Below are 25,353 nucleotides of genomic sequence, written 5' to 3'. Positions count from 1 at the left end.
GCGGTGGCCGCGAACGCCGCCGCACTGGCGCCGCTACGGCGCCCCCCGCGGGTGCTGCCCGGGTTTGGCCTGGGCATGGGCATCACCCTGTTCTGGCTGGGGCTGATCGTGCTGGTCCCGCTGGCCGGGGTATTCCTGCGCGCCGCCGGACTGGGCGTGGACGGCATCTGGCGGATATGGAGCGAGCCGCGCGTGCTGTCGGCGCTGCGCCTGAGCTTCGGCACCGCCTTCGCCGCGGCCGCGTTCAACACGCTGATGGGCACCTGGGTGGCCTGGGTGTTCGTGCGCTACCGCTTCCCGGGCCGGCGCCTGTTCGATGCCTTGATCGACCTGCCGTTCGCGCTGCCCACCGCGGTGGCCGGCATCGCGCTCACCGCGCTGTATGGCGGACAGGGCTGGGTCGGGCGCTGGCTGGAGCCGCTCGGCCTGAAGATCGCCTACACGCCGCTGGGCATCGTGGTCGCCCTGGTGTTCGTCGGCCTGCCGTTCGTGGTGCGCATCGTGCAGCCGGTGCTGGCCGAAGCCGAGCCTGAACTCGAGGAAGCGGCGGCAACCCTGGGCGCCAGCCGCTGGCAGACCCTGGCGCGGGTGGTCGTGCCGGCGCTGTGGCCGGCGATGCTGACCGGCTTTGCGCTGGCGTTCGCGCGCGGGGTGGGCGAGTACGGCTCGGTGATCTTCATCGCCGGCAACCTGCCCAACGCCACCGAGATCGCACCGCTGCTGATCACCATCCGCCTGGAGGAATTCGACTACGCCGGCGCCACCGCCATCGCCGCGGCGATGCTGTTGCTGTCCTTCGCGCTGCTGCTGCTGGTCAACATCGTGCAGGGCCGCCTGCAGCGCCGGGGCGCCCGGTGAACGAATGGGTGTCGCCGCTGCCGGTGCAGGCCATGCATGAAGCCACGGCGCCCGCGCCGCGCCGGGTCACCACCGAGCCGGGCTGGGTGCAGGCGTTGCTGGTGCTCGGCGCGCTCGGGTTCCTGCTGTCGTTCCTGCTGTTGCCGCTGCTGCTGGTGTTCGCCGAAGCACTGCGCGGCGGCATGCAGGCGGCGTGGAGCGCGGTGAGCGATGCCGACGCACTGGCGGCGGTGCGGCTGACGTTGCTGGTCACCGCGATCGTGATCCCGCTCAATCTCGTGTTCGGCGTGGCCGCGGCCTGGGTGGTGAGCAAGCACCGCTTCCCCGGCAAGCGCTGGCTGGTGACCCTGATCGACCTGCCGTTCTCGGTGTCGCCGGTGGTCGCCGGACTGGTGTTCGTCCTGCTGTTCGGCCGCAATGGCTGGCTGTGGCCGCTGATCGAGGACGGGCTGCGCCTGCACCTGCCGGTGGTGGGCGAGGTGCTGCTGCAGCTGCCGCGCATCGTCTTCGCGATCCCCGGCATCGTGCTGGCGACCACCTTCGTCACCTTCCCGTTCATCGCCCGTGAACTGATGCCGCTCATGGAGCAGCAGGGCAGCGACGAGGAACTGGCCGCGCTCACCCTGGGGGCCAATGCCTGGCAGATGTTCTGGAAGGTGACCCTGCCCAACATCCGCTGGGGCCTGCTGTACGGGGTATTGCTGTGCAGTGCGCGGGCGATGGGCGAGTTCGGCGCGGTGTCGGTGGTGTCCGGGCACATCCGCGGGCGCACCAACACGCTGCCGCTGCACGTGGAGATCCTCTACAACGAATACGCCTACAGCGCCGCGTTCGCCTGCGCCTCGCTGCTGGCCGCCAGCGCACTGCTGACGCTGGCGCTGAAGACTTTCCTGGAATGGCGCCACGGCCAGTCGCTGGCCGCCGCGCATCGCCACTGAGGTGAATCGATGAACATCCGCATCCAGCAACTGGGCAAGCGTTTTGGTGCCTTCGCCGCGCTCGACGGCGTCAACCTCGATATCCGCAGCGGCGAACTGCTGGCGCTGCTCGGGCCCTCCGGCTCGGGCAAGACCACCCTGCTGCGCGCGCTCGCCGGGCTGGAACATCCGGACCAGGGGCGGATCCTGTTCGAGGGCGAGGACGCCACCGCGCTGAGCGTGCAGGCGCGCCGCGCCGGCTTCGTGTTCCAGCACTACGCGCTGTTCCGGCACATGGACGTGCGCGCCAACATCGCTTTCGGCCTGGAAGTACGGCGCGGCGCGCGGCGCTGGCCGAAGGCGCGCATCGATGCCCGCGTCGACGAACTGCTGGCGCTGGTGCAGCTCGAGGGCCTGGGCGGGCGCTATCCGACCCAGCTGTCCGGCGGCCAGCGTCAGCGCGTGGCGCTGGCGCGCGCGCTGGCGATCGAGCCGCGCGTGCTGCTGCTGGACGAGCCGTTCGGGGCGCTGGACGCGCAGGTGCGCCGCGACCTGCGCCGCTGGCTGCGCGAACTGCACGACCGCACCGGGCTGACCACGGTGTTCGTCACCCATGACCAGGAAGAAGCGCTGGAACTGGCCGACCGGGTGGCGATCCTCAACCATGGCCGCATCGAACAGGTCGGCAGCCCGGGCGAGGTCTACGACCGGCCGCAGTCGCCGTTCGTGTACGGCTTCGTCGGCGAAGCCAACCGCCTGCCGGCGCGCACCGACGGCGAGGCGCTGGAGGTGGCGGGCGCGCGCTGGCCGCGGCCTGCCGGCCTGCCCGAGGCCGCCGCGCTGGAGGTGTACGTGCGCCCGGAGGACATGCGTGTCGGCGATGCCGGCGACTGGACGGGGACCGTGCTGTCGGTGCAGCGCAGTGGCGCCCGGGCGCGGTTGCGGGCGCGGCTGCGCACGGCGGCGGTGGACGTGGAGGTCGAACTGCCGCCGGACGCGCCGGCCTACGCCGCCGGGCAGGTGGTCGCGCTGGCGGCGCGGCGCCACGGGGTGTTCGCGGCGGACGCGGGGTAGGGCGCCACGCGTTGGCGGGGCGCGGGGTGGCGGCGCCACGAAATGCTGGCGTCCGGGATCATTTTGGTTAAGAATTTGTAAATTGTGCGCCGCCGCGGCGCCCACCCCACCCGGAGACCCGCATGATCCCCTGCAAGCGTGTTGCAGCCGTTGCCTGTGCTGCCCTGCTGTCCCTGCCGTTCACTGCCTCTGCCGAAGACGCCTCGCCCCTGAGCTGGGAAGTCGCCGCGGTGTCGGATTACCTGTTCCGCGGCGCCTCGCAGACCGACGAGAAGCCGACCGTGCAGGGCAGCGTCACCTGGACCACGTCCAGCGGCCTGTATGTCGGCAGCTTCGCCTCGGGCGTGGATTTCGGCGAGGGCAGCCCCGACGTCGAGGTGGACTACTTCGTCGGCTACGGCTTCGACGTCAGTGACGCGGTCAACGTCGACCTGATGCTCAACCGCTACACCTACCCGGGTGCCAGCGAGATGGCCTACAACGAGCTGGTCACCACCACCACCATCGCCGAGCACTGGAAGGTCAACGTCAGCTACACCAACGACGTGTGGGGCAGCAGCACCACCGGCTGGTATTACGGCCTCGGCGGCGAGTGGGCGCTGCCCAACGATTTCAGCCTCAACGCCAACGTCGGCCGCAGCGTGTTCAACGACAGCGACGTGGCCCAGGACTACACCGACTGGGGCGTGGGCGTGGGCCGCAGCTTCGGCATCGCCAACGTCTCGCTGGGCTACTACGGCACCGACGGCAAGGGCCGCGACAACTTCGGCAAGCTGGCCGACAACCGCGTGGTGCTGGCGGTCAAGATCGCGCGCTGAGCACAGCGGCGCGAGCAAAGAGAAAGGCGCCGCAAGGCGCCTTTCTCATTCCTGCGCGGGCGCCGGGCGGGCCCGGCAGCCGCGTCTCAGTTCCAGCTCAGCACGACCTTGCCGGCCTTGCCCTGTTCCATCAGCTCGAAGCCTTCCTGGAAGCGGTCCACCGGCAGCTGGTGGGTGAGCACCTTGCCCAGCGGGAAGCCGGACAGCACCAGCTGGGTCATCTTGTACCAGGTCTCGTACATCTTGCGGCCGTAGATGCCCTGCACGGTCAGGCCCTTGAAGATGATCTTGTCCCAGTCGCAGCCAGCGCCCTTGGGCATGATGCCGAGCATGGCGATCTTGCCGCCGTGGTACATGCAGTCGAGCATGTCGTTGAACGCGCGCGGGTTGCCGCTCATCTCCAGGCCCACGTCGAAGCCTTCCATGTGCAGGTCGGCCATCACGTCCTTTAGCGACTGGTTGGCGACGTTGACCACGCGGGTGGCGCCCATGTCGGCGGCCAGCTTCAGGCGGAAATCGTTGACGTCGGTGACCACCACGTTGCGCGCGCCGATGTGCTTGCAGATGCCGGCGGCGATGATGCCGATCGGGCCGGCGCCGGTGATCAGCACGTCCTCGCCGATCACGTCGAACTCCAGCGCGCAGTGCGCGGCGTTGCCGTAGGGGTCGAAGAACGCGGCCAGCTCGGACGGGATCTGGTCCGGGATCGGCCACAGGTTGCTGGCCGGCATCACCATGTATTCGGCGAAGGCGCCGTTGACGTTGACGCCGATGCCCACGGTGTTGGGGCACAGGTGCGGGCGGCCGCCGCGGCAGTTGCGGCAGTGGCCGCAGACGATGTGGCCTTCGGCCGACACCCGCTGGCCGATCTCGTAGCCGGTGACGCCGGGACCGATCGCGACGATGCGACCGACGAACTCGTGGCCGATGGTCAGGCCCGGCTTGATGGTGCGTTGGCTCCACTCGTCCCACAGGTAGATGTGCAGGTCGGTGCCGCAGATGGCGGTCTTTTCCAGCTTGATCAGCACCTCGTTGGGGCCGGGCACCGGCACCGGCACCTCTTCCATCCAGATGCCCTTGGTGGCCTCGCGCTTGACCAGCGCGCGCATCGTGTTCTGTGTCATTGCCGGGAAACCGCAGTGGGAAAGAGTACCGATTATATGCGTGCGGCCGCCGCCCTCCGTAGCGGGAGGCGGCGCTACGGCAACGGTTTCACCCGCTACAATCGGGCTTTCCATTCTTCGGGGTCCGCTTCATGCGTCTGAATCTTCTCGCTTTTTCCGTGGTGGCCGGGCTTGGCCTGGCGCAGGCGGCCAGTGCCGCCGAAGGCATGTGGGTGCCGCAGCAGCTGCCGCAGATCGCCGGGCCGCTGATGAAGGCCGGGCTGAAGCTGGACCCGCTGCAGCTGAGCAACCTGACCGGCGACCCGATGGGCGCGGTGGTGGCGCTGGGCGGCTGCACCGCCAGCTTCGTCTCGCCGCAGGGCCTGGTGGCGACCAACCACCACTGCGCCTACGGCTCCATCCAGCTCAACTCCACCGCCGAGAAGAACCTGATCAAGGACGGCTTCAGCGCGGCCGCGTTCAAGGATGAGCTGAGCGCCGGCCCCAACGCGCGCATCTACGTGCTGGACGACATCACCGACGTCACCGCCCAGGCCAGGGCCGCCATTGCCGGCGCCGGCAACGACCCGCTCAAGCGCACCGAAGCGCTGGAGGCGCTGGAGAAGAAGCTGGTGGCCGAGTGCGAGGCCGACGACAGCTACAGCTGCACGCTGTACAGCTTCTCCGGCGGCAACACCTACCGGCTGTTCAAGAACCTGGAGATCAAGGACGTGCGCCTGGCGTACGCGCCCCCGGGCAGCGTGGGCAAGTTCGGCGGCGACGTCGACAACTGGATGTGGCCGCGCCACACCGGTGATTTCGCGTTCTACCGCGCCTACGTGGGCAAGGACGGCAAGCCGGCCGCGTTCTCGGCCGACAACGTGCCGTACCAGCCCAAGCACTGGCTGAAGCTGGCCAACCAGCCGCTGGGCGAGGGCGATTTCGTGATGGTGGCCGGCTACCCGGGCCGCACCGACCGCTATGCGCTGGTCAGCGAGTTCGAGAACACCGCCAACTGGACCTACCCGACCATCGCCAAGGCGTACAAGGACCAGATCGCGCTGGTCGAAGCCGCCAGCAAGGACAACAAGGACATCGCGGTGAAGTACGCCGCCAGCATGGCCGGCTGGAACAACACCAGCAAGAACTACGACGGCCAGCTGGACGGCTTCAAGCGCAACAACGTGCTGGCGCACAAGCAGAAGGAAGAGGCCGCGGTGCTGGAATGGCTGCGCGCTCAGGGCGCCGCCGGCAAGCCGGCGCTCGATGCGTATGCGCAGCTGCAGGCGCTGGGCACCCAGGCGCGCAGCACCCAGCAGCGTGACGTCACCCTGGCCATGTTCAACCGCACCGGCACCCTGGGCACCGCGGTGCGCCTGTACCGGCTGGCGATCGAGAAGGCCAAGCCGGACGCACAGCGCGAGGAGGGCTACCAGGAACGCGACCTGCCGGCCATCGAGGGCGGCCTGAAGCAGATGGACCGCCGCTACGTGGCGGCGATGGACCGGCAGTTCCAGCAGTACTGGCTGCAGCGCTACGTGGCGCTGCCGGCCGACCAGCGCGTGCCGGCCTTCGACACCTGGCTGGGCGGCAGCGATGCCGCCGCCGTGGACGCCGCGCTGGCCCGCCTGGACGGTTCGCGCCTGGGCGACCTGGCCGAGCGCATGAAGTGGTTCAACGCCGACAAGGCCGCGTTCGAGGCCAGCACCGATCCGGCCATCCAGTACGCGGTGGCGGTGATGCCGGCGCTGCTGCAGATCGAGCACCAGAACAAGGTCAAGCGCGGCGAGGAGCTGGTCGCGCGTCCGCTGTTCCTGCAGGCCATCGCCGACTACAAGAAGAGCCAGGGCGGGTTCGTCTACCCCGATGCCAACCTGTCGCTGCGCATCACCTTCGGCAACGTGAAGGGCTACACCGGCCTGGACGGCAAGGTGCAGCAGCCGTTCACCACCATCGAAGGCGTCGCCGCCAAGGAAACCGGCGTCGATCCGTTCGACTCGCCGAAGGCGCTGCTCGATGCGGTCAAGGCCAAGCGCTACGGCGGCCTGGAAGACAAGCGCCTGGGCAGCGTGCCGGTGGACTTCCTGTCCGACCTGGACATCACCGGCGGCAACTCCGGTTCGCCGGTGCTGGACGCGCATGGCCGCCTGGTCGGGCTGGCGTTCGACGGCATCTGGGAGTCGGTGGCCAGCAACTGGGTGTTCGACCCGGTGATGACCCGCATGATCTCGGTGGACCAGCGCTACATGCGCTGGATCATGCAGGAAGTGGCGCCGGCGCCGCAGCTGCTGAAGGAGCTGGAAGCGGCCTCGAAGTAAGCCGCGTTCCGCGTTTGATCGAAGACCCCGGGCGGGAAACCGCCCGGGGTTTTCTTTGCCGCCATCCGCGGCGACTCCCGGCCCCTCGACGGGCCCTTGGGATGGCGGTCATGCGGGGATGGCGGTCATGCGGGGCAAGCCCCGCATCTACGGGCGATATTGCGAAGGCCGTCCAGTCCGGTCGGCACCGTCGCCGCAGCCGCGCAGGCAATCCTTCGGCGGCACGTGGGGGTGGGGCTTGCCCCACACCGGACTTCCACGGTGGTCGTGCGGGGCGAGTCCCGCCTCCCCGCGGGATGTTGTGAGGGCGGCTCCGGCAGCTCGGCACCGTCGCCGCAGCCGCGCAGGCAATCCGTTGGCGGCACGTAGGTGTGGGGCTTGCCCCACACCGGGCCTTCCGCGGTGGTCGTGCGGGGCGAGTCCCGCATCCCCGCGGGATATTGCGAGGACGGTTCCGGCCGGTCGGCACCGTCGCCGCAACCGCGCAGGCAATCCTTCGGCGGCGCGTAGGTATGGGGCTTGCCCCACACCGGACTTCCACGGTGGTCGCGCGGGGCGAGTCCCGCATCCGCGCGGGATGTTGCGAGCGCGGTTCCGGCCGGTCGGCACCGTCGCCACAACCGCGCAGGCAATCCGTTGGCGGCACGTAGGTGTGGGGCTTGCCCCACACCGGCCTTCCACGGTGGTCGTGCGGGGCGAGTCTCCCATCCCCGCGGGATGTTGCGAGGGCGGTTCCGGCAGCTCGGCACCGTCGCCGCAACCGTGCAGGCAATCCGTTGGCGGTAAGTAGGTGTGGGGCTTGCCCCACACCGGGCCTTCCGCGGTGGTCGCGCGGGGCGAGCCCCGCATCCCCGGGTGTGTTGCGGGAGCGTGCCGAGCCGAGCCGCAGCCGCTTCAGCGGTACGGTCCCGGTCCGCGCCAGACCAGCTCGCCGCGCCGGTACACGTACATCACCGTGACCACCTGGCGCGCGTCGCCGATGGACTGCAGTTCCGGTGCGTCGGGCGGCAGCAGGCGGCATTTGCTGGAGCCGCGCCTGAGCGCGACTTCGGCCGGGCAGACCATCAGGTAGGTGGTGCCGGGCAGGGGGATGGAGAGCTCCTTCATGCCCTGTTCCATCCACGTGCGCAGCCGCGTTTCGCCCAGCAGGTCATAGATGATCTGGTAGCCGCCCACTTCCATGGCCGGCTCGCCGGCGGCCACGTCGTTGCGGTAGCCATTGCGGTTGACCGGCCCGGAAGCGCGGCCATCGTCGGGCGAGGTTTCCCGGGGCAGCCAGCCCGGCGGGCGCCCGGTCCAGGCCTGCGACCGGCGCTGCATGCCCTCGGGCGGGCTGGCGGCCGATGCCTGTGCCGGCTCCGGCGCCGGCGGTTCGTCGCTGCGGGTCTGCGCCGGGGCCGGTTCGGCCGGGGGTTCGATGTAGCGGGCTTCCGGTACCGGCTTGCGGGCGTCGGCCTGGCGGCGGGCGGTGGGCCTGGCCGGCTTCTTGCGCGCGTCGTCCTGCTTCGGCCCCGGCGGCTGGCGGGCAGGGGTCGGGGAGGGCGGTGCCTCGCCGACGAAATCCACCTTGACCCGGCCGCCGCCGGCGGTGCCCTGCGGCGTGGTCACCACCGGCGGCGTGGAATGCAGCAGGAGCAGCAGCACCAGCAGGTGCAGCAGTGCGCTGACAAAGGCGGCGGCCCACGGCTGCACGCGTTCGTTCCAGCGCACCGCGGGCGGTGGCGGGGTAAACGAAGCGCTGCTCATGCCACCGTGCGGGCGTGGGAGCTGCTGGCCCTCATGTGGACGTGACACCGTGCAGCGGATCGGGGGCCGTCATGGTAACGCCTGCGGGCCGCCCGCAGACACGCGGGGCGGCGCCTGTCCGGCCGGCGGCCAAGCGTTCGCCGGGGATTTCGTATCGCAGGCAACCGACGCCTGCGGCACCACGGCGACAGGCTATGATGCGGGCCCCCTCGCCATGGACTCCCAACTGCATGCGCATCCTGCTTGCCCGCCACGGCGAAACGCCGTGGAACGCCGAAGGCCGCTACCAGGGCCAGATCGACATCCCGCTTTCGCCGGTAGGCGAGGCGCAGGCCAGGGCACTGGGCGAGCGCCTGCAGTTGATCGAGATCACCCGCGCGGTGGCGTCGCCGCTGTCGCGCGCGCAGAGCACCGCGCGGGCCGCGCTGGGCAGCGCCCGCGCCTCGATGCTGCAGACCGATGCGGACCTGCAGGAAATCGCCCACGGCGAGTGGGAGGGCCTGCTGGCCAGTGAGATCAACGACAAGGACCCGGCGCGCCTGCGCGCCTGGCGCGAGGAACCCGATACCGTGCTGATGCCCGGTGGCGAATCGCTGCGCCAGGTGCTGGACCGCAGTTGGCGTGGCCTGGCGCGCGCCGCCGAGGGCCTGGGCGCGGATGACACCCTGCTGGTGGTCGCGCACGACGCGGTCAACCGCGTGATCCTGTGCAAGGTGCTGGGCCTGCCGATCGGCAAGCTGTGGACCTTCCGCCAGGCACCGACCACGCTGAATCTGCTGGAAGGGCCGGACGTGGAGCACCTGGAAGTGGTGCGCCTGAACGATTGCGCGCACCACACCCCGTTCTTCGGCGAGGCCAAGCACCGGGCGTTGTGATGGCGCGCCTGCGGGTACCGCCCTGCTGGCTGGCCGCGGCCCTGCTGGCGTTGTCGTCGTTGCCGGCACTGGCGCAACCGGCCGAGGGCTGCCCGCCGTTTACAGCGGCGGCCAACCGCGCGCCGCACTACCCGCCGCCGGAACTGTGGCGCCTGCTCGGCTACGTGATCAACGTGATCATCGATACCGATGCCTGCGGGCGGGTAGACGCCGCACGGGTCGAACAGGGCTCCGGCGTGGCGGTACTGGACGCGGCGGCGCTGGCGGCGGCCCGTGCCTGGACCGTGCCGCCGGAATACCGGGGCCAGCCGCGCTACCGTCTGCCGTTCGCGTTCGAACCGCTGCCCGAGGAAATCCCGGCGCAGGCTGGCAGGCGCCTGCGCGACCCGTTCTTCGACGAGCGCCGCAGCGGCCGCGTGCCGATGCCTGCACTGGATGCCGACGGCGCGCTGCCGGGCTACATCGCCGATCCGTACCCGATCGGTTTCCTGGCGATTCCCGAGGCGGTCGCCACGATCGGCCCGCTGGCGCTGTTCCGCCGCTATGGAGGGCAGGCCAACTTCTGGCTGCACGACGAAGAAGGCCTGAGCCTGTTCCAGCTGGAAGGCGCGATGATGGTGCGCAACCGCCTGGTCAGCGATGGCCGCCACCGGTTCGTGGTCACCAGCGTGCTGTGTGGCAGCGACCTGGATGCCTGCCGCCAGTCGCTGGCCACGCTGCGCGCCAGCCGTGGCCGGCAGCGGCCACAGGCGGTCGCAGTGGCCACGCCCTAGGCGCGACGGCCGGGCGCGCCGTGGCGCGGCTGTATCATGTGCGCCCCATCCGCGCCGCCGCACCGTGCGCCGGCGCGTGCCACCGAGAATCCCGCATGTCCTCCGCACGTCCCGCCACGCTCGAACAGTGGCTCGCCCATATCGACCGACAGCACCCGCAGCCCATCGCGATGGGGCTGGAACGGGTGCGCGAGGTGGCCGCGCGCATGGGCCTGCAGCGGCCGGCGCAGCGCTGCATCGTGGTCGGCGGCACCAACGGCAAGGGCTCGACGGTGGCCTTCATCGAGGCCATCGCCCGCGCCGCTGGCTGGACGGTGGGTGCCTACACCTCGCCGCACCTGCTGGCCTACAACGAGCGCGTGCGCATCGACGGCGCCGATGTCGACGACGCCACCCTGGTGGCCGGCTTCAACGCCGTGGAGGATGCGCGTGGCGACACCGCGCTGACCTACTTCGAGTACGGCACGCTGTGCGCGTTGTGGGCGTTCGCGCGCGCCGGGCTGGACCTGGCGGTGCTGGAAGTGGGGCTGGGCGGGCGCCTGGACGCGGTCAACATCGTCGATGCCGACGTGGCGGTGATCACCACCGTGGACATCGACCATGCCGACTGGCTGGGCAGCGACCGCGAGGCCATCGGCGCCGAGAAGGCCGGCATCATCCGCGGCTGGAAGCCGCTGATCCTGGGCGAGATCGATCCGCCGTCCAGCGTGCTGCGTCGCGCCTACGTGCTGGGCGCCAACGCGATCCGCTTCGGCAGCGACTTCTTCGCCGAGGCGGTGGACGCCGACACCTGGCGCTGGCGCGATGTCTCCTTCCGCATCGAACTGCCGCAGCCGGCGTTGTGGGCGCCGGTGCAGCGGGCCAATGCGGCCGCCGCCATCGCCGCGCTGCGCGCGCTGGATCGCCCGGTGCCGCGCGCCGCCTGGGCGCGCGGCGTGGCCGCGGCGCAGGTCGCCGGGCGCCTGCAGCGCTTCGAGTGCGATGGCGTGGAAGTGCTGGTCGATGTCGGCCACAACCCGCAGGCCGCCGCCGCCCTCGGCACCGCGCTGCAGGCACGCCCGGCCAGCGGACGCACCCTGGCGGTATACGCGGCGCTGGCCGACAAGGACGCCGCGGGCGTGGTCGCCGCGCTGCAGGCGCGCATCGACCGCTGGTACCTGGCCGGACTGGAGGGCACCCGCGGCCAGGGTGCCGCGCAACTGCGCGAGCGCCTGGCCGGCACCGCCGCGGCCGGCGCCGCCACCTTCGCGGACGTCGGCCAAGCGCTGGCCGCGGCGCTGGAACAGGCCCGCCGTGGCGACCGGGTGCTGGTGTTCGGGTCGTTCCACACCGTTGCAGAAGCGTTGCCACGGCTGCAGGCGGGCGTCGCGCGCGCGCCGTGACATCCACCGTCCAGCCGCTGCCCGTGCGCTGACGCACACTGCGCTCCGTTCAGCTGGCGCGGCCGTGGCCGTCGCCGGCCGCGCATATAATCGCCGGACATTCCGCCCTGCCGCCCATACGCCTTGCCGTGGATACTCCCCTGAAACAGCGATTGATTGGCGCCATCGTGCTGGTGGCCCTGGCCGTGATCTTCCTGCCCATGCTGGTCAAGGGCCCGGCACCGGACAGCGGCGTGCAGGACGTACCGCTGCGCGCCCCCGATGCGCCGGCCGACGGCCAGTTCGAAACCCGCGAGCTGCCGCTGGTCGCGCCGAGCGCCGCTGGCGCCACCGGCATGCCCGCCGCGCAACCGGTCGCCGAGGCCGCGTCCCCGGCGGCGGACCCCGCCAGCGGCGTGCTGCCGCCGAGCGCGGCGGCCGGCAATTACGCGGTGAATTTCGGTGCCTACGCCACCGAGGCCGATGCCGATGCGGTGATCGCCCACCTGAAAAAATCCAACCTGCCGGGCTTCCGCCAGCAGGACACCATCAACGGGCGCCCGGCCTGGCGGGTGCGCATCGGCCCGTATGCCGACCGCGCGCAGGCCGAGCTGGTCCGGCTGGAGGCGGGCAAGGTCCGCGGCGACGTGAACGCGCAGGTGGTGGTGCTCGACGCCGACAAGGAGCCCGCGGCGCCAGCCGCCGCCCCGGCTACCCCGGCTGCGGCTCCGGCCGCGGCTGCGGCCGCCCCGGCGGTGCGGTCCGAGGCCCTGCCTGCCGAGCCCGCCAGGCCGGTGGCCGCCGCGCCGCGGCTCGATCCCCGCAACGAACCCAAGCCCGCTGCGCCCAAGCCTGAAGCGCTCAAGCCTGAAGCGCCCAAGCCCGCCGCGCCGAAGCCGGCTGCCACTGCCACTCCCACCGCGCCGGCCGCGAGCAGCGTCGGCTTCGCCGTGCAGCTGGGTGCGTTCGGCAAGCCGGCCGACGCCAATGCGTTGCGCGACAAGGTGCGCGCCGCCGGCTTCAGCGCCTTCGTCGAACAGGTGCACACCGACAACGGCGTGCTCAACCGCGTCCGCGTCGGCCCGGTGGCCAACCGGGCCGAGGCCGAACAGCTCAAGGCGCAGGTCGCGGCCAAGGTCGGCATCGCCGGCATGGTCCGCCCGCACCCCTGATGCGGCGAGCGGCCTGATGCCCGGTCGGGGCAACCGGTGATCGACCTGCTGCTGCTGGGGTTGATCGTGGTATCGGCCCTGTTCGGGCTGATGCGCGGCCTGCTGGCCACCGTGTTCGGCGTGCTCGGCTGGCTGCTGGCCGGCTGGGCCGCGTTCCGTTTCGGCCATGACGCCAGCGTGCTGCTCAACGGCGGCGCGACGCCGACCCCGGGCCAATATGCCGCCGGCTACGCCATTGCCTTCTTCGGCGTACTGCTGGCCGTTTCGGCCATCGGCCTGCTGCTGCGCGGGGTGGTCGATTCCACCGTGCTGCTGAAGGCCCCGGACCGCCTGTTCGGTTTCGGCCTGGGGCTGGTGCGCGGGGTGCTGCTGGCGGTGCTGGCGGTGCTGGTGCTGGGCTTCACCCCCGTGGCCGACGGCGAGCCCTGGCGGCGTTCGCAGCTGGCGTCGTGGCTGCACCCGCCGGCCGACTGGCTGCGCGCGCGGCTGCCGGAACTGCCGGCCGTGCCGGAGCATCCGCTGCTGGACTTGGGCAAGGCGGTGCTGGCAGGCGATAATGCCGGACTCAGCGAACATGAAGCGGGCAGCGGACTGCCGCAAGCGATGCCGGAACGGGCGGATGACGCCCGGCCGGCCGCGACCGGAGGCAGCCGCCAGGACCCGGCGAAGGCGTGGCCTTCCAACATCGATCCGGCGCAGGTGCGCCCGGATCACCCCGGTCCGGCGCGGGCCGGGCCATCGGGCCAGGCACGGCCCCCTTCACGTTAACCGGGCCACGGCCCAGCGGAGATCGCGCAACATGTGTGGCATCGTCGGAATCGTCGGCAACCAGAACGTCGCCGGGCAGCTCTATGACGGCCTGACCGTCCTCCAGCACCGCGGCCAGGATGCGGCCGGCATCGCCACCGCGCACGGCACCCGGCTGCGGGTGGAAAAGGGCAACGGGCTGGTGCGCGACGTGTTCGACGAGCGGCGCATGGCGCTGCTGCAGGGCCGCATCGGCATCGCCCACGTGCGCTACCCGACCGCCGGTTCGGAAGGCACCGACGAGGCGCAGCCGTTCTACGTCAACTCGCCGTACGGCATCGCCCTGGCGCACAACGGCAACCTGATCAACACCGAGGCGCTGCGCCAGCAGGTGTTCGAGGCCGACCGCCGCAACATCAACACCGACTCGGACAGCGAAGTGCTGTTGAACGTGTTCGCCTACGAGCTGGACGCGCAGCGCATGCTCACCCCGGAGGCGGCGATCCGCGCCGTGGCCGGCGTGCACCGCCGCTGCAAGGGCGGCTATGCGGTGGTCAGCGTGGTGCTGGGCCTGGGCCTGGTGGCGTTCCGCGACCCGCACGGCATCCGCCCGCTGGTGCTGGGCAGGCGCAGCCATGCCGAGGGCGAGGAGTACATCGTGGCCTCCGAATCGGTGGCGCTGGACGTGCTCGGCTTCGAGCGCGTGCGCGACGTCGCCCCGGGCGAGGCGGTGGTGATCACCGAGCGCGGCGAACTGTTCACCGAGGTCTGCGCCACCACCACCCAGCAGACGCCCTGCATCTTCGAGTACGTGTACTTCGCGCGCCCGGACTCGATGATCGACAACGTCTCGGTGCACAAGGCGCGCATGCGCATGGGCCAGAAGCTGGGCGAGAAGATCCTGCGCCTGCGCCCGGACCACGACATCGACACCATCATCCCGATCCCGGACACCTCGCGCGACGCGGCGCTGGAAATCTCCAACGTGCTTGGCGTGAAGTACCGCGAGGGCTTCGTCAAGAACCGCTACGTCGGCCGCACCTTCATCATGCCGGGGCAGGGCGAGCGGGTGAAGTCGGTGCGCCGCAAGCTCAACCCGATCCACCTGGAGTTCCGCAACCGCGTGGTGCTGCTGGTGGACGACTCGATCGTGCGCGGCACCACCAGCCAGCAGATCGTGCAGATGGCGCGCGACGCCGGCGCGCGCAAGGTGTACTTGGCCAGCGCCGCGCCGCCGGTGCGCCACCCCAACATCTACGGCATCGACATGCCGGCCGCCGAGGAACTGGTGGCGCACGAGCGCAGCGTGGAGGACATCGAGAAGCACCTGGGCTGCGACTGGCTGGTCTACCAGGACCTCGAGGACCTGGAAGCGGCGGTGCGCGAGGGCAATCCGGAGCTGAAGGCGTTCGATTCGTCCTGCTTCAACGGCCACTACGTCACCGGCATCGAGCCGGGTTACTTCGAGCGCATCCAGCAGCTGCGCTCGGACGAAGCCAAGAACAAGCGCCGCGCCTGAGCCATGCAGGCGGCGGCCGCGCAAGCCGGCGGCATGCCGGCGGTGGATGACCTGCTGCACGCCGCGCAGCTGTGCCTGGCCGAGGCAGATCCGCTGCGCAAGGTGGCGCTGACCCGGCACTGCGCCAGCTTGTTCCGCGCCGGTGCGCTGAAGCTGCCGGCGGACGCGCCCGGGCCGGCGCCGATCCGCATGCCCGGCCGCCCCGCGCGCCTGGTGCTGGTGCACCCGCGCGATCTGCCGCGTCGCGGCTTCGGCAGCGTGGAGGGGCGTGCGGCCTTCATCCATGCCATCGCCCATATCGAACTCAATGCCATCGACCTGGCGTGGGATGCGGTGTACCGCTTCCGTGGCCTGCCGGGCAGTTTCCACGCCGATTGGGTGAGCTGCGCCGACGACGAAGCGCGCCACTTCCTGCTGCTGCGCGAGCGACTGCTGGCGCATGGCCACGACTACGCCGACTTCCCCGCGCACAACGGCCTGTGGGAAATGTGCGAGAAAACCGCGCATGACGGACTGGCGCGCATGGCGCTGGTGCCGCGCGTACTGGAAGCGCGCGGGCTGGACGTGACCCCGGCGATGATCACCCGGCTGCGCGCGCTCGGCGACGACGCCACCGCCGACGTGCTGGAAGTGATCCTGCGCGAGGAAGTAGCGCATGTCGCCGCCGGTTCGCGCTGGTACCGCTGGTACTGCGCGCGTGCCGGGGTGGAACCGCGCGCGCGGTTCAAGCAGCTGCTGCACGAATACGCCGGCGGTTACCTGCACGGCCCATTCAATCTCGAAGCCCGGCTGCTGGCCGGCTTCGATGCCGACGAGCTTGCGGACCTGGTCGAACAGGCCGGGTGACGCAATCGCGCGGCCGGTTTCCGCAGCCGCGTGGATCGCATTGCGTTTACCTGATGCATGCGACGATACCGCTCACTTGTCGCACCCCATGGAGCCGCGCATGCCTGTATTCCGCCCCCTGTTGCTGGCGTTGCCGATGACCCTGTTGTCGGCCTGCAGCCCCGCCGTCCCCGACGCCGGTGCGCCCGCGCACGAAGCGGCCGCCACGCGGGGTGAGCCGGATGCGGCGGCGTTCCCGGCCAGCCTGCAGGCGGCCGGCGTCGAGCCGTTCTGGAGCGTGAAGGTGGAGGGCGAAGCGTTGACCTACACCACGCCGGAAACGATGGACGCGCCGCGCCGGCTGCAGGCCACGCGTCGCATCGATGCCGGTGGCCTGCACCTGGCCGGCGAGGACGGTGGCGTGCCGTTCCGGCTGGACGTGCGCCGCGCGCCCTGTTCGGACGGCATGTCCGACGTCCGCTATCCCTTCAGCGTGTCGTGGCGGTTGGATGGCAAGACGCAGCAAGGCTGTGCGTTCGACCCCGCGTCGCCGCCCGCGCCCCGGTAAGCGTGCTGCCGTTTCGGGGCCAGCTCCGTTGCCACCACGCGCCTCTTCTGATCCGCAGGGTCCGCCGACGGTAGTACTTTCCAGTGGCCAGACCCGGTATTGAGCTACGGGGTCAGTGCCTGCAGCCGGTAGCCGCTGGCATCCACCTGCAGCACCGAGCCCTGCTCGTACCAGTCGCCGAGCACGATGCGGGTACAGGTGGCATCGTCCACCTGCACGCTGTGCACGGCCGGACGATGGGTGTGGCCATGGATCATCGTGTCCACGCCGTAACGGCGGAACGTGGCGGCGACTTCGCCCGGTGCCACGTCGGTGACGGTCTCGAACTGCGCGCGGTCGCCCTGCTTCATTTCCGACTGGCGCGCCTGGCTGGCGGCGCGCGCCTTCTGCGCGAAGGCGAGGCGTGCTTCCAGCGGTTGCGCCAGGAACTGGGCGATGAACGCCGGGTCGCGGGTCTGCGCGCGGAACGCCTGGTAGGCGGTGTCGTCGGTACACAGCAGATCGCCGTGCTGCAGCAGCACCGGCCGGCCGTACAGCGTAACCACGCACGGGTCGGGCAGAATGCGCATGCCGGCGCGGTGGGCATAGTCCGCGCCGACCAGGAAATCACGGTTGCCACGGATGAAGAACACCGGCACCCCGGCGTCGGCCAGTTCGCGCAGCGCGGTGGCGACCGCATCGGCGGCAGCGGAAGGGGTGTCGTCGCCGATCCAGGCCTCGAACAGGTCACCGAGGATGTACAGCGCCTCGGCCTGCCGCGCCTGGTCGCGCAGGAACTCCAGGAACAATGCGGTGATCGCCGGACGGCTGGGGTCCAGGTGCAGATCGGAAATGAACAGCGTGGTCATGCCCGCCATTGTAGGGCAACGCCGGCGCGCTCCCGATGGCTCCACGGCGGCCGGTGGGCGCCGCTGCGCGGGCACGGCGGCTGGCCGGCGGCCGCCGCTCAGAACGGCAGCGGCATCAGCTGCAGCGACGCGCCGCCCAGCAGCAGGGCGATGCCGGTGGCGGCCAGCACGTCGCTGGGGTAATGCAGGCCGAGCACGACCCGCGACAGCGCCACCCCGGCGGTGAACGGCAGCAGCAACGGCGCCAGCCACGGGTAGTAGGCCAGCGCGACCACGCTGAACGACACCGCGTGCAGGGTATGCCCGGAGGGAAAACTGTACTCGTCCAGCGGCGCCACCCAGGCGCGGATGCGCAGGTCGGCCGCGAACGGGCGCGGGCGGCGGGTCCAGCGTTTGAGCGCCTTGTACAGGGTCAGCGCGACCACGCCGGTGGCGGCCATGTGCGCGGATGCGCGCAGGCCGTCCATGCCGTCGGCCAGTACCAGTGCGCCCATCAGCACGTACCAGAACACGCCATCGCCGAGGCGGCTGATGATCGCGAACAGGGTGCGGATGCGGCGATGGCGGCAGTAGTGGTTGGCGCGCCGGCACCAGCGGGTTTCGCGGGCGAGCAGGCCGTCAGGCGGCAGCAAGGGCATGGGCACGTCTCCGTTGCGACAGTTCGTGCAGCAATGCCTCGAATTCGGCGACCACGTGGTCCGGATGCAGCCGCTGCATCGCCCGGCTGGCGTTGCCACCGAGCGACGCGCGAAGGGCCGGGTCGCCGGCCAGGTTAATTGCGGCGTTGATGAAGCTGTCGTCGTTGTCCACGGCCACGCCGCTGTACCCGCTCTGCAGATGTTCGCGCGCGGCGCCATAGTCGAAGGCGACCGTGGCCACGCCGCTGGCCATGGCCTCCAGGGTCACGTTGCCGAAGGTCTCGCTGCGGCTCGGGAACAGGAACAGGTCGCCGCTGGCGAAGTAGCGGGCAAGCGCCTGGCCGCGCTGGATCCCGCAGAAGATGAAGTCGGGGTTCTCCTGGGCGATGCGCTCGCGCAGTGGCCCGTCGCCCACCCAGACGAAGCGCGCATCCGGGCGCAGCCGCTGGATCCGGCGGAACGCCTGGATCGCCAGGCCGAGGTTCTTCTCCGCGGCGATGCGGCCGACGTGGATCACCGCCAGCCCGCGCGCATCCAGCCCCCAGGCCTGGCGCAGCGCGGTGTCGCGCTGCTGCGGCGAGAACTGCGATGCGTCCACCGCACGCGCCAGCAGCCGTGGGTGATGGAAGCCGTGGCCCTGCAGGAAGTCCTGCAGTTCGCGGGTGGGGACCAGGGTGGCATCGCCCTGGTTGTGGAAGCGGCGCATCCAGCCCAGGGCAACGGGCTGCAGCCAGGCCGCGCCGTAGTCGGGCAGATACGTGTCGAAGCGGGTATGCAGGCCGGTGGCGACCGGGATGCCGAGCCGCCGCGCGGCGCGCAGCGCCGACCAGCCCAGCGGGCCCTCGGTGGCGATGTAGACCGCGTCCGGCCGCTGCTGGAGCCAGTGCCGGGCCAGCAGGCGCGGCACCGGCAGCCCGAAGCGCAGGCCGGGGTAGCGCGGCAGCGCCATGCCACGCACCAGCAGCTCATGCGCCTGCGCCAGGTCCTGCGACTGGCGCGGACGCACGACGTCGACGTCGTTGCCGCGGGCGCGCAGGCCGCGCTCCAGGCCCTGTACGGTCAGGGCGACGCCGTTGACCTCCGGCGGATAGGTCTCGGTGACGATGGCGTAGCGCATGGCTCCTCCCGTTTGCCGCAGCATGGGGAGAAGGGGTGGCAGCGATATGACCGGCGTGCGTCGCTGGCATGACAGCGCCCGGGGCAGCGGCGCCGTGCCGCGCCCCTGCATGCCCCGTGCGCGATCGCCGGCAAAGCCCCATGCGGGGCGGGCCCGGCATGCACCAGGGGATTCAGGCGACGAACGGCCGGAACGAGATGCCCAGCCCGGCCATCCCTTCGGCCTCGCCGACCAGGTCGGCGCGCAGCAGCGGGCGGGCGTCGATGAAGGCCTTGTCCAGCACCAGCGACAGGGTGTTGCCGTCCACGCTCAGGTCGAGCGTCGGAATCGGATCGTCCTCGTGCGAGCGGTGCAGCAGCACCGCCAGCCGCAGCAGCGCGGCGGTGCGGCGGGCCGGCAGCAGCAGGCGGTCGGGCAGGGCGTCGAAAGCGGTCTTGGGCACGCCGCGGCGGTGGGTGCGGATCAGCGCCGCCAGCATCTGCTGCTCCTGGCGCGAGAAGCCGGCGATGTCCGAGTGCTCGATCACGTAGCTGCCGTGGGTGTGGTAGCCGCTGTGGGCGATCATCAGCCCCAGTTCGTGCAGGCGCGCGGCCCAGCCCAGCATGCGGGCGTCGTCCGAGTCCAGCTTCCAGCTTTCGGCGACCTGTTCGAACAGGCGCTGGGCGGTCGCTTCCACGCGCAGCGCCTGGGCGGCATCGATGTCGTAGCGGCGGGTCAGCGCCGCCACCGATTCGTCGCGCGGGTCGTTGTCGCTGGCGCGGCCCATGATGTCGTAGAGGATGCCCTCGCGCATCGCCGCCTTGCTGACCAGCAGCTTCTGCAGGCCCAGCGACTGGAAGGCGGCCTCGAGCACCAGCACGCCGCCGGCGATGATCGGCCGCCGCTCGCTGGACAGGGTGGGCAGGTTGATGTCGTCGATGTGCCGCGCGCGCAGCAGCTCGTCGCGCAGCTGCGGCAGGGCCTGGGCGGTGATCGCGCCCTTGCTCAGCTTCATCGCCGCGCAGATCTCGCTGATCGCCTTGTGGGTGCCGGACGAACCCAGTGCCTCGTCCCAGCCCAGCGCCCGGTACTTGGCGGCGAACGGCTGGAACTCGGCGCTGATCTCGGTCAGTGCGTCCTTCCAGCGCTTCTTGCTCAGCTTGCCGCCGGGGAAGAAGCGCCGGGTGCTGGCGATGCAGCCGGCCTGCAGGCTTTCGCGTTCCAGCGGCTGCATGCCGCTGCCGATGATGAATTCGGTGGAGCCGCCACCGATGTCGATCACCAGCCGCCGCTGGCCCGGCTTGGGCGGCTGCGCATGGGCCACGCCCAGGTAGATCAGGCGCGCCTCCTCGCGGCCGTTGACCACTTCGATGGCGTGGCCCAGCGCGGTCTCGGCCGGCATCAGGAACGACAGCGGCGAGCGCAGCTGGCGCACGGTGTTGGTGGCCAGCGCGCGCACCCGGTACGGCGGGATGTTGCGGATGCGCTGGCCGAAACGGGCCAGGCATTCGAGCGCGCGTTGCCGCGCCTCGGCCGACAATCCCCCCTTGCCGTCGAGGCCGTCGGCCATGCGCACGGTCTCGCGCAGGCGGTCGACCACCCGCAGCTGGCCGAGCAGGTAGCGGGCGATGACCATGTGGAAGCTGTTGGAGCCCAGGTCGATGGCGGCCAGCAGGTCGCCGTCCTGCAGCGGGGGAAAGGTCGGGGAGGACTGGGGCATGGCGGAATGGTAGTGGATGGCCGGGGGCGCGTGTCACCCCGTGCGCGAAACCGTGAACCGGCGCCACGGCCGCACCGGCAGGCCCGCCGCGCACGGCGGGCTGCCCGGCGCACGGCCGGGCCCACGCGGGCGGCCATGCGCGGTCGCGGCGGCAGCGTTACAGCGCTTCCAGCAATGCCTGCTGCGCCGAGTGCGGCGGCTGTCCGGGCTGCGGCACGCACTTGCGGTAGCGGCCGTCGGCCTGCAGTTCCCAGGCGTTGAGGTTGTCGTCCAGGTAGTTCTGCAGCACCTCGCGGTAGATCCGCCGGGCCAGGTCGCTGTCCAGGATCGGGAAGCAGGTCTCCACGCGCCGCAGCAGGTTGCGCTCCAGCCAGTCGGCGCTGGCGCAGTACAGCTCGGGCGCGCCGTTGTTGCCGAACCAGTAGACGCGGCTGTGCTCCAGGAAGCGGCCGACGATCGAGCGCACCCGGATGTTGTCGGAGACGCCCTCCACGCCGGGGCGCAGGGTGCAGGCACCGCGCACGATCAGGTCGATCTGCACGCCGGCCTGCGACGCCGCGTACAGGGCGCGGATCACCTGCGGCTCGTTGAGCGCGTTCATCTTGGCGATGATCCGCCCCGGCTTGCCGTCCAGCGCCAGCCGGGTCTCGCGCTCGATCCGCTGCAGCAGGCCAGCGTGCAGGGTGAACGGCGACTGCAGCAGGCATTCCAGCTTCATCTTCGAGGCCAGCCCGGACAGCTGCTGGAACAGCTGGTGCACGTCGTTGCCGATGTCCGGATCGGCGGTGATCAGGCTCAGGTCGGTGTAGGCGCGTGCGGTGCCGCTGTGGTAGTTGCCGGTGCCCAGGTGCACGTAGCGGCGCAGCTTGCGCCCTTCGCGGCGCACGATCAGCAGCATCTTGGCGTGGGTCTTGTAGCCGACCACGCCGTAGACCACCTGCACGCCGGCGTCCTGCAGGCGATCGGCCAGGCCGAGGTTGGCCTCTTCGTCGAAACGCGCGCGCAGCTCGACCACCACGGTCACGTCCTTGCCGTTGCGCGCGGCCTGGATCAGCGCCTCGACGATCCCCGAATCCTTGCCGGTGCGGTACAGGGTCTGCTTGATCGCCAGCACGTTGGGGTCCACCGCGGCTTCGCGGATCAGCTCCAGCACGGTGCTGAACGAGTCGAACGGGTGGTGCAGCAGCACGTCCTCGCGCGCCACCGCCTCGAAGATGCCCTCGGACGTCTTGAGCACGCGCGGCGTCATCGGCGGGTACTTCAGCTCCGGCCGCTGCACCAGGTCGTAGACCTGGATGACGCGGTTGAGGTTGACCGAGCCGTCGATGCGGTAGGCGGCGTTCTCGGACAGGCCGAAGTTCTGCAGCAGGGTCTGCACGATCGGCCGCGGGCAATCGTGGGCGATCTCCAGCCGCACCGCCGGCCGGTAGCCGCGGTCGACCAGCTCGTCGCGCAGCGCCAGCGCCAGGTTCTCCACTTCCTCCTCGTCCACCACCAGCTCGGAGTTGCGGGTGACCCGGAACTGGTAGGCGCCGCGCACGTCCATGCCCGGGAACAGTTCGTTGACGAAGGTGGACAGCACCGCCGAGAGCAGCACGAAGTTCTGGTTGCCGCCCAGCGACTTGGGCAGCTGGATGATGCGTGGCAGCGAGCGCGGCGCGCGCACCAGCGCCAGGTGGCCGGCGCGGCCGAAGGCGTCGGTGCCCTTGAGCACGACGACGATGTTCAGCGACTTGTTGAGGATTTTCGGGAACGGATGCGACGGATCCAGCCCCAACGGCGAGAGCACCGGCATGATCTCGTTGCGGAAGTAGGCACGCAGCCAGCGGCGCTGGCGCGCGGTCCAGGTCGACGGCGAGAGGATGCCGATACCCGCGTCCTGCAGCGCCGGGCGCAGCACCTCGTTCCAGCAGCGGTACTGCTGTTCCACCAGTTCGGCGGCGCGGTCGTGGATGGCGCTCAGGATTTCCTGCGGGCTCATCCCGTCCGGCGCCGGCGGCAGGCCGAACTCCTGCGCGTGGCGCACCGCCGCGGCACGGATCTCGAAGAACTCGTCCAGGTTGGTGCAGGAAATGCACAGGAAGCGCAGCCGCTCCAGCAATGGCACCTGTTCGTCCATGGCCTGGGCCAGCACCCGGAAGTTGAAGTCCAGCTGCGACAGCTCGCGGTTGATGTACAGCGCCGGGTCGCGCAGCGGGTCATTGCCCGGGGCCGCGGCAACGGGGGACGGGACGGGAGCGTTCATGCCGGGGAGTCTTCCGTGGACGGTGGCGAGGGGAGGGTGGTGCGCGGGCGGACGTGTCCGGCGTCGAAATGGCAGGCGAAGGTACTGCCCTGGCCGACTTCGCTGCGGATCTCCAGGCGCGCCTGGTGCAGGCCGAGGATGTGCTTGACGATGGACAGGCCCAGGCCGGTGCCGCCGCTCTCGCGCGAACGGCTGCTGGACACGCGGTAGAAGCGTTCGGTCAGGCGCGGCAGGTGGTTGGCCGGGATGCCGTAGCCGGTGTCGGTCACCGCCAGCACCGCGCCGTCGCCCTCGCGGGCGAAGGTCAGGGTGATGCGGCCGCCGGCCGGGGTGTAGCGCACCGCGTTGGTGACGAGGTTGGAGAACGCGCTGTGCAGCTCCTTGTTGGAGCCGGCCAGGTCGAGCCCGGCGCTGTCCTCGATGGTGATCGTGTGGCGGCCCTGGCTGTGGGCCTCGGCTTCGCGCCGCAGCGAGGCAAGCATCGAGGTCATCGCCACGGTTTCCAGCTCGGCCTGCTGCTGCGATTCCAGCCGCGACAGGGTGAGCAGGTCTTCCACCAGCTGCGCCATGCGCTGGGACTGCTTGCGCATCTCCGCCAGCATCGGCCCGGTGTCGGGGAAATCCTCCGGGTCCATCATGTCCAGGTAACCGTGCACCACCGTCAGCGGCGTGCGCAGCTCGTGCGAGACGTTGGCGACGAAGTCGCGGCGCACCTGTTCCAGGTGCAGCAGCTTGGTCACGTCGCGCGCCACCAGCAGCCAGTGGTGGTCCGAATACGGAATCAGCCGCAGGTGCAGGCGGATGCCCGGATCGACCGGCGAATTGGCGTCCAGGATGGGTTCGGCGTTGCGCCCGCCGGCCAGCCAGTGCGCCAGCGGCAGCGGCTGCAGGCGCTCCACCAGCGGCGCGTCCATGTCGGCCGGATGCTGCAGGCCCAGCAGCGCGGTGGCCGCCTCGTTGAACCACTGCACGCGCTGGGTGTTGCGGTCCACCACCACCACCGCGTCGGGCAGCGCCGCGGCGGCGGCGCGGTAGCTGCGCAGCATGTCGATCAGGCGCCGCTTGCGCACGCGCATTTCCTGCTGGTTGCGGTACAGCAGGCGGTCAAGCTCGTTCCATACGCCGGTGCCGCGGGCGGTTTCCCAGCGCTGGCGCGCGGTCAGGCGCAGCAGCACCTGGCGCAACCGCCAGTAATGCCAGGCGAGGATCCCGAGCGCGGCCAGCGCCAGCACCCACGCGGGATGCCCGAGCAGGGCGCCGATCAGCAGGGCCGACAACAGCAGCGCGGCCAGGGTGGCCAGCGTCTTCAACCAGGCGGATCGGAATTGGCGGGGCATTGCGCTCTCGGGTGATGCGGGTGGAACCTTGGGCACTGCGACCGGTTATAGCAGGAAGCGCGGGCGCCGGCCGCGGCGCCGCGCTCAGACCGAGGCGGAGAAGCGGTAGCCGGCACCGCGCACGGTCTGCACCATGTTCTCGGCGCCGAACGGTTCCAGGGTCTTGCGCAGGCGGCGGATGTGCACGTCGATGGTGCGCTCTTCCACGTAGACGCTGCCGCCCCACACGTGGTCCAGCAGCTGCGAGCGGGTGTAGACGCGCTCGGGATGGGTCATGAAGAAATGCAGCAGGCGGTACTCGGTGGGGCCGATCGAGACCGGCGCGTCGCCGGCGAACACCCGGTGCGCGGCGCCGTCGATGCGGATCGGGCCGATCGCCACGCTGCCGTCCTCGTCGTCGTCGCGGGTGCGGCGCATCACCGCGCGGATGCGCGCCAGCAGCTCGCGCGCCGAGAACGGCTTGACCACGTAATCGTCCACACCGGCCTCCAGCCCGCCGACACGGTCGTTTTCCTCGCCACGCGCGGTAAGCATGATGATCGGCACGTCGCGGGTCAGTGCCTCCTTGCGCCAGCGGCGGGCCAGCTCCAGGCCACTGGTGCCGGGCAGCATCCAGTCCAGCAGGATCATGTCGGGCACGCGGTCGGCGATGGCGGTCTGCGCCTCCAGCGCGTCCCCGGCATGCACCGGCTCGTATTCCCCCTTGCGCAGCGCGAACGCGACCATGTCGCGGATCGCCGGTTCGTCATCGACGATAAGGATGCGTTTCTGCACGTCTTGCCTACCATGAAGCCC

General features: G+C 70.8%; 22 protein-coding genes. 13 read left to right on the top strand and 9 right to left on the bottom strand.

What is annotated here, in order from left to right; genetic code table 11:
* Positions 1–3: 3 nt before the first annotated feature.
* The 4 genes from cysT (at position 4) to MKP15_RS03045 (ending at position 3,667) form a co-directional block, all read left to right on the top strand.
* A complete protein-coding gene (gene cysT / locus MKP15_RS03060; RefSeq protein ID WP_293764757.1) occupies positions 4–858 on the top strand; it encodes a sulfate ABC transporter permease subunit CysT in 855 nt (284 codons plus the stop codon).
* Positions 859–890: 32 nt separating this feature from the next.
* On the top strand, positions 891–1,796 hold the full coding sequence (gene cysW / locus MKP15_RS03055; RefSeq protein WP_240211781.1) for a sulfate ABC transporter permease subunit CysW: 906 nt from the start codon (positions 891–893) through the stop codon (positions 1,794–1,796).
* A 9-nt stretch (positions 1,797–1,805) separates the two neighbouring features.
* A complete protein-coding gene (locus tag MKP15_RS03050) occupies positions 1,806–2,849 on the top strand; it encodes a sulfate ABC transporter ATP-binding protein (RefSeq protein WP_161615232.1) in 1,044 nt (347 codons plus the stop codon).
* A gap of 122 nt (positions 2,850–2,971) precedes the next feature.
* Positions 2,972–3,667, top strand: coding sequence for a TorF family putative porin (locus MKP15_RS03045; protein ID WP_240211757.1), 696 nt, complete (start codon positions 2,972–2,974; stop codon positions 3,665–3,667).
* Between the two features lie 86 nt (positions 3,668–3,753).
* On the opposite strand, the gene tdh is transcribed toward MKP15_RS03045, so the two are convergent.
* Positions 3,754–4,791 (bottom strand): L-threonine 3-dehydrogenase, encoded by a 1,038-nt coding sequence (tdh, locus tag MKP15_RS03040; RefSeq protein WP_240211756.1) that lies wholly within the window; start codon positions 4,789–4,791, stop codon positions 3,754–3,756.
* A gap of 131 nt (positions 4,792–4,922) precedes the next feature.
* On the opposite strand from tdh, the gene MKP15_RS03035 reads away from it, so the two are divergent.
* Positions 4,923–7,088, top strand: a complete 2,166-nt coding sequence (locus MKP15_RS03035; RefSeq protein WP_240211755.1) for a S46 family peptidase — start codon at positions 4,923–4,925, stop codon at positions 7,086–7,088.
* An 894-nt stretch (positions 7,089–7,982) separates the two neighbouring features.
* On the opposite strand, the gene MKP15_RS03030 is transcribed toward MKP15_RS03035, so the two are convergent.
* The gene (locus MKP15_RS03030) at positions 7,983–8,834 is read right to left on the bottom strand and encodes a type II toxin-antitoxin system RelE/ParE family toxin (RefSeq protein ID WP_240211754.1); all 852 of its coding nucleotides are present in this window, start codon (positions 8,832–8,834) and stop codon (positions 7,983–7,985) included.
* 230 nt (positions 8,835–9,064) lie between these two features.
* Between MKP15_RS03030 and MKP15_RS03025 the strand changes: the two genes are divergently transcribed.
* The 8 genes from MKP15_RS03025 (at position 9,065) to MKP15_RS02990 (ending at position 16,674) form a co-directional block, all read left to right on the top strand.
* Complete coding sequence (locus tag MKP15_RS03025) at positions 9,065–9,709, top strand: histidine phosphatase family protein (protein WP_240211753.1); 645 nt, start codon at positions 9,065–9,067, stop codon at positions 9,707–9,709.
* Complete coding sequence (locus MKP15_RS03020) at positions 9,709–10,482, top strand: TonB family protein (protein WP_240211752.1); 774 nt, start codon at positions 9,709–9,711, stop codon at positions 10,480–10,482. Before MKP15_RS03025 ends, MKP15_RS03020 begins: the two co-directional genes overlap by 1 nt.
* Positions 10,483–10,577: 95 nt before the next feature.
* Complete coding sequence (folC, locus tag MKP15_RS03015; protein WP_240211751.1) at positions 10,578–11,864, top strand: bifunctional tetrahydrofolate synthase/dihydrofolate synthase; 1,287 nt, start codon at positions 10,578–10,580, stop codon at positions 11,862–11,864.
* Positions 11,865–11,992: 128 nt separating this feature from the next.
* On the top strand, positions 11,993–13,015 hold the full coding sequence (locus MKP15_RS03010; protein ID WP_240211750.1) for an SPOR domain-containing protein: 1,023 nt from the start codon (positions 11,993–11,995) through the stop codon (positions 13,013–13,015).
* A gap of 36 nt (positions 13,016–13,051) precedes the next feature.
* The gene (locus MKP15_RS03005) at positions 13,052–13,783 is read left to right on the top strand and encodes a CvpA family protein (protein WP_240211749.1); all 732 of its coding nucleotides are present in this window, start codon (positions 13,052–13,054) and stop codon (positions 13,781–13,783) included.
* A gap of 31 nt (positions 13,784–13,814) precedes the next feature.
* Complete coding sequence (gene purF / locus MKP15_RS03000) at positions 13,815–15,281, top strand: amidophosphoribosyltransferase (RefSeq protein ID WP_240211748.1); 1,467 nt, start codon at positions 13,815–13,817, stop codon at positions 15,279–15,281.
* A 42-nt stretch (positions 15,282–15,323) separates the two neighbouring features.
* On the top strand, positions 15,324–16,127 hold the full coding sequence (locus tag MKP15_RS02995) for a ferritin-like domain-containing protein (protein WP_240211747.1): 804 nt from the start codon (positions 15,324–15,326) through the stop codon (positions 16,125–16,127).
* Positions 16,128–16,227: 100 nt separating this feature from the next.
* On the top strand, positions 16,228–16,674 hold the full coding sequence (locus tag MKP15_RS02990; RefSeq protein WP_240211746.1) for a hypothetical protein: 447 nt from the start codon (positions 16,228–16,230) through the stop codon (positions 16,672–16,674).
* 104 nt (positions 16,675–16,778) lie between these two features.
* Here the strand turns inward: MKP15_RS02990 and lpxH are convergent, their stop codons facing one another.
* The 7 genes from lpxH to phoB all read right to left on the bottom strand — a co-directional run bounded on the left by lpxH (position 16,779) and on the right by phoB (position 25,332).
* A complete protein-coding gene (lpxH, locus tag MKP15_RS02985; RefSeq protein WP_240211745.1) occupies positions 16,779–17,522 on the bottom strand; it encodes a UDP-2,3-diacylglucosamine diphosphatase in 744 nt (247 codons plus the stop codon).
* Between the two features lie 98 nt (positions 17,523–17,620).
* Positions 17,621–18,160, bottom strand: a complete 540-nt coding sequence (locus MKP15_RS02980; RefSeq protein WP_240211744.1) for a phosphatase PAP2 family protein — start codon at positions 18,158–18,160, stop codon at positions 17,621–17,623.
* Complete coding sequence (locus MKP15_RS02975; protein ID WP_240211743.1) at positions 18,141–19,277, bottom strand: glycosyltransferase family 1 protein; 1,137 nt, start codon at positions 19,275–19,277, stop codon at positions 18,141–18,143. The genes MKP15_RS02980 and MKP15_RS02975 overlap by 20 nt, the downstream gene beginning before the upstream one ends.
* A gap of 172 nt (positions 19,278–19,449) precedes the next feature.
* Positions 19,450–20,976 (bottom strand): exopolyphosphatase, encoded by a 1,527-nt coding sequence (gene ppx, locus MKP15_RS02970; protein ID WP_104938178.1) that lies wholly within the window; start codon positions 20,974–20,976, stop codon positions 19,450–19,452.
* 157 nt (positions 20,977–21,133) lie between these two features.
* Positions 21,134–23,221 carry a polyphosphate kinase 1 gene (ppk1, locus tag MKP15_RS02965; RefSeq protein ID WP_104938179.1) on the bottom strand — a complete coding sequence of 696 codons (2,088 nt, stop codon included), beginning with the start codon at positions 23,219–23,221 and terminating at the stop codon, positions 21,134–21,136.
* Entirely contained in the window at positions 23,218–24,558 is a 1,341-nt protein-coding gene (gene phoR, locus MKP15_RS02960) for a phosphate regulon sensor histidine kinase PhoR (protein ID WP_240211742.1), read from the bottom strand. The genes ppk1 and phoR overlap by 4 nt, the downstream gene beginning before the upstream one ends.
* Before the next feature lie 84 nt (positions 24,559–24,642).
* A complete protein-coding gene (phoB, locus tag MKP15_RS02955) occupies positions 24,643–25,332 on the bottom strand; it encodes a phosphate regulon transcriptional regulator PhoB (RefSeq protein WP_054663482.1) in 690 nt (229 codons plus the stop codon).
* Between the last annotated feature and the right edge of the window lie 21 nt (positions 25,333–25,353).

Origin of the sequence: Stenotrophomonas sp. Y6 (genome assembly GCF_022436665.1) — a bacterium.
In the GTDB taxonomy this organism is placed as follows: Bacteria; Pseudomonadota; Gammaproteobacteria; order Xanthomonadales; family Xanthomonadaceae; genus Stenotrophomonas; species Stenotrophomonas acidaminiphila_A.
Note: the sequence above shows the minus strand (reverse complement) of the source record. Positions and strands in the feature narration are given on the sequence as shown.

What these genes read in the sequence shown, in the direction of transcription:
- cysW (WP_240211781.1), top strand. Translation starts at nt 891, where the DNA reads ATGCATGAAGCCACGGCGCCCGCGCCGCGCCGGGTCACCACCGAGCCG.
- MKP15_RS03050 (WP_161615232.1), top strand. Translation starts at nt 1,806, where the DNA reads ATGAACATCCGCATCCAGCAACTGGGCAAGCGTTTTGGTGCCTTCGCC.
- MKP15_RS03045 (WP_240211757.1), top strand. Translation starts at nt 2,972, where the DNA reads ATGATCCCCTGCAAGCGTGTTGCAGCCGTTGCCTGTGCTGCCCTGCTG.
- tdh (WP_240211756.1), bottom strand. Translation starts at nt 4,791, where the DNA reads ATGACACAGAACACGATGCGCGCGCTGGTCAAGCGCGAGGCCACCAAG.
- MKP15_RS03035 (WP_240211755.1), top strand. Translation starts at nt 4,923, where the DNA reads ATGCGTCTGAATCTTCTCGCTTTTTCCGTGGTGGCCGGGCTTGGCCTG.
- MKP15_RS03030 (WP_240211754.1), bottom strand. Translation starts at nt 8,834, where the DNA reads ATGAGCAGCGCTTCGTTTACCCCGCCACCGCCCGCGGTGCGCTGGAAC.
- MKP15_RS03025 (WP_240211753.1), top strand. Translation starts at nt 9,065, where the DNA reads ATGCGCATCCTGCTTGCCCGCCACGGCGAAACGCCGTGGAACGCCGAA.
- MKP15_RS03020 (WP_240211752.1), top strand. Translation starts at nt 9,709, where the DNA reads ATGGCGCGCCTGCGGGTACCGCCCTGCTGGCTGGCCGCGGCCCTGCTG.
- folC (WP_240211751.1), top strand. Translation starts at nt 10,578, where the DNA reads ATGTCCTCCGCACGTCCCGCCACGCTCGAACAGTGGCTCGCCCATATC.
- purF (WP_240211748.1), top strand. Translation starts at nt 13,815, where the DNA reads ATGTGTGGCATCGTCGGAATCGTCGGCAACCAGAACGTCGCCGGGCAG.
- MKP15_RS02990 (WP_240211746.1), top strand. Translation starts at nt 16,228, where the DNA reads ATGCCTGTATTCCGCCCCCTGTTGCTGGCGTTGCCGATGACCCTGTTG.
- lpxH (WP_240211745.1), bottom strand. Translation starts at nt 17,522, where the DNA reads ATGACCACGCTGTTCATTTCCGATCTGCACCTGGACCCCAGCCGTCCG.
- MKP15_RS02980 (WP_240211744.1), bottom strand. Translation starts at nt 18,160, where the DNA reads ATGCCCTTGCTGCCGCCTGACGGCCTGCTCGCCCGCGAAACCCGCTGG.
- MKP15_RS02975 (WP_240211743.1), bottom strand. Translation starts at nt 19,277, where the DNA reads ATGCGCTACGCCATCGTCACCGAGACCTATCCGCCGGAGGTCAACGGC.
- ppx (WP_104938178.1), bottom strand. Translation starts at nt 20,976, where the DNA reads ATGCCCCAGTCCTCCCCGACCTTTCCCCCGCTGCAGGACGGCGACCTG.
- ppk1 (WP_104938179.1), bottom strand. Translation starts at nt 23,221, where the DNA reads ATGAACGCTCCCGTCCCGTCCCCCGTTGCCGCGGCCCCGGGCAATGAC.
- phoR (WP_240211742.1), bottom strand. Translation starts at nt 24,558, where the DNA reads ATGCCCCGCCAATTCCGATCCGCCTGGTTGAAGACGCTGGCCACCCTG.